We start from the raw sequence: 431 nt of genomic DNA, 5'->3' as shown, positions 1-431 counted from the left end.
CCGGGCGAGCATCTTTGGAATCAGAAAGTGGCGCCGTCAGCTAACCTGAGCGGCAGATTGCAGTTGAAGTGAGCCGTATGTCGGGCTTCGTCTGACTCTTCTGTAGGATCGCGGCGGAGAGCCTTGTCGCGGGGTTTCTGATAGAAACTAGCACCCTTCGGGAGGATATTGCGAACTCGTGAATCCGTTCGAACGCTTTGGGCTCGAGCATGTGACCACGCTCATCGCGTTGGCCGCGGTCTCGATTCTCCTATCATGGGTTCTGCGGCGGAGTCATGGCCGTTTCGCGCGCGTCCGGACGGCGGTTCGATTCGGGCTGGCCGGGCTCCTCTCGTTCGGCCTCGTGTTCGCCCTCGCGGACGCGCTGCCCATCCGCAGACTCGATTGGCTCGACGTGCTTCCGCTCCACTTCTGCGACCTGGCGGTTCTCA

The 431-nt window shown here is 61.5% G+C and carries 1 protein-coding gene; it reads left to right on the top strand.

Annotated features, from left to right (window positions below; all coding sequences use genetic code 11):
* Positions 1-178: 178 nt before the first annotated feature.
* The coding region (locus tag E6K76_08840; GenBank protein TMQ58082.1) for a hypothetical protein at positions 179-431 on the top strand (253 nt) is incomplete at its 3' end.

The organism is Candidatus Eisenbacteria bacterium (genome assembly GCA_005893275.1).
Taxonomy (GTDB): Bacteria; Eisenbacteria; RBG-16-71-46; order SZUA-252; family SZUA-252; genus WS-7.
The sequence above is the reverse complement of the archived record's forward strand: the minus strand, read 5'-3'. Positions and strand labels throughout refer to the sequence as shown.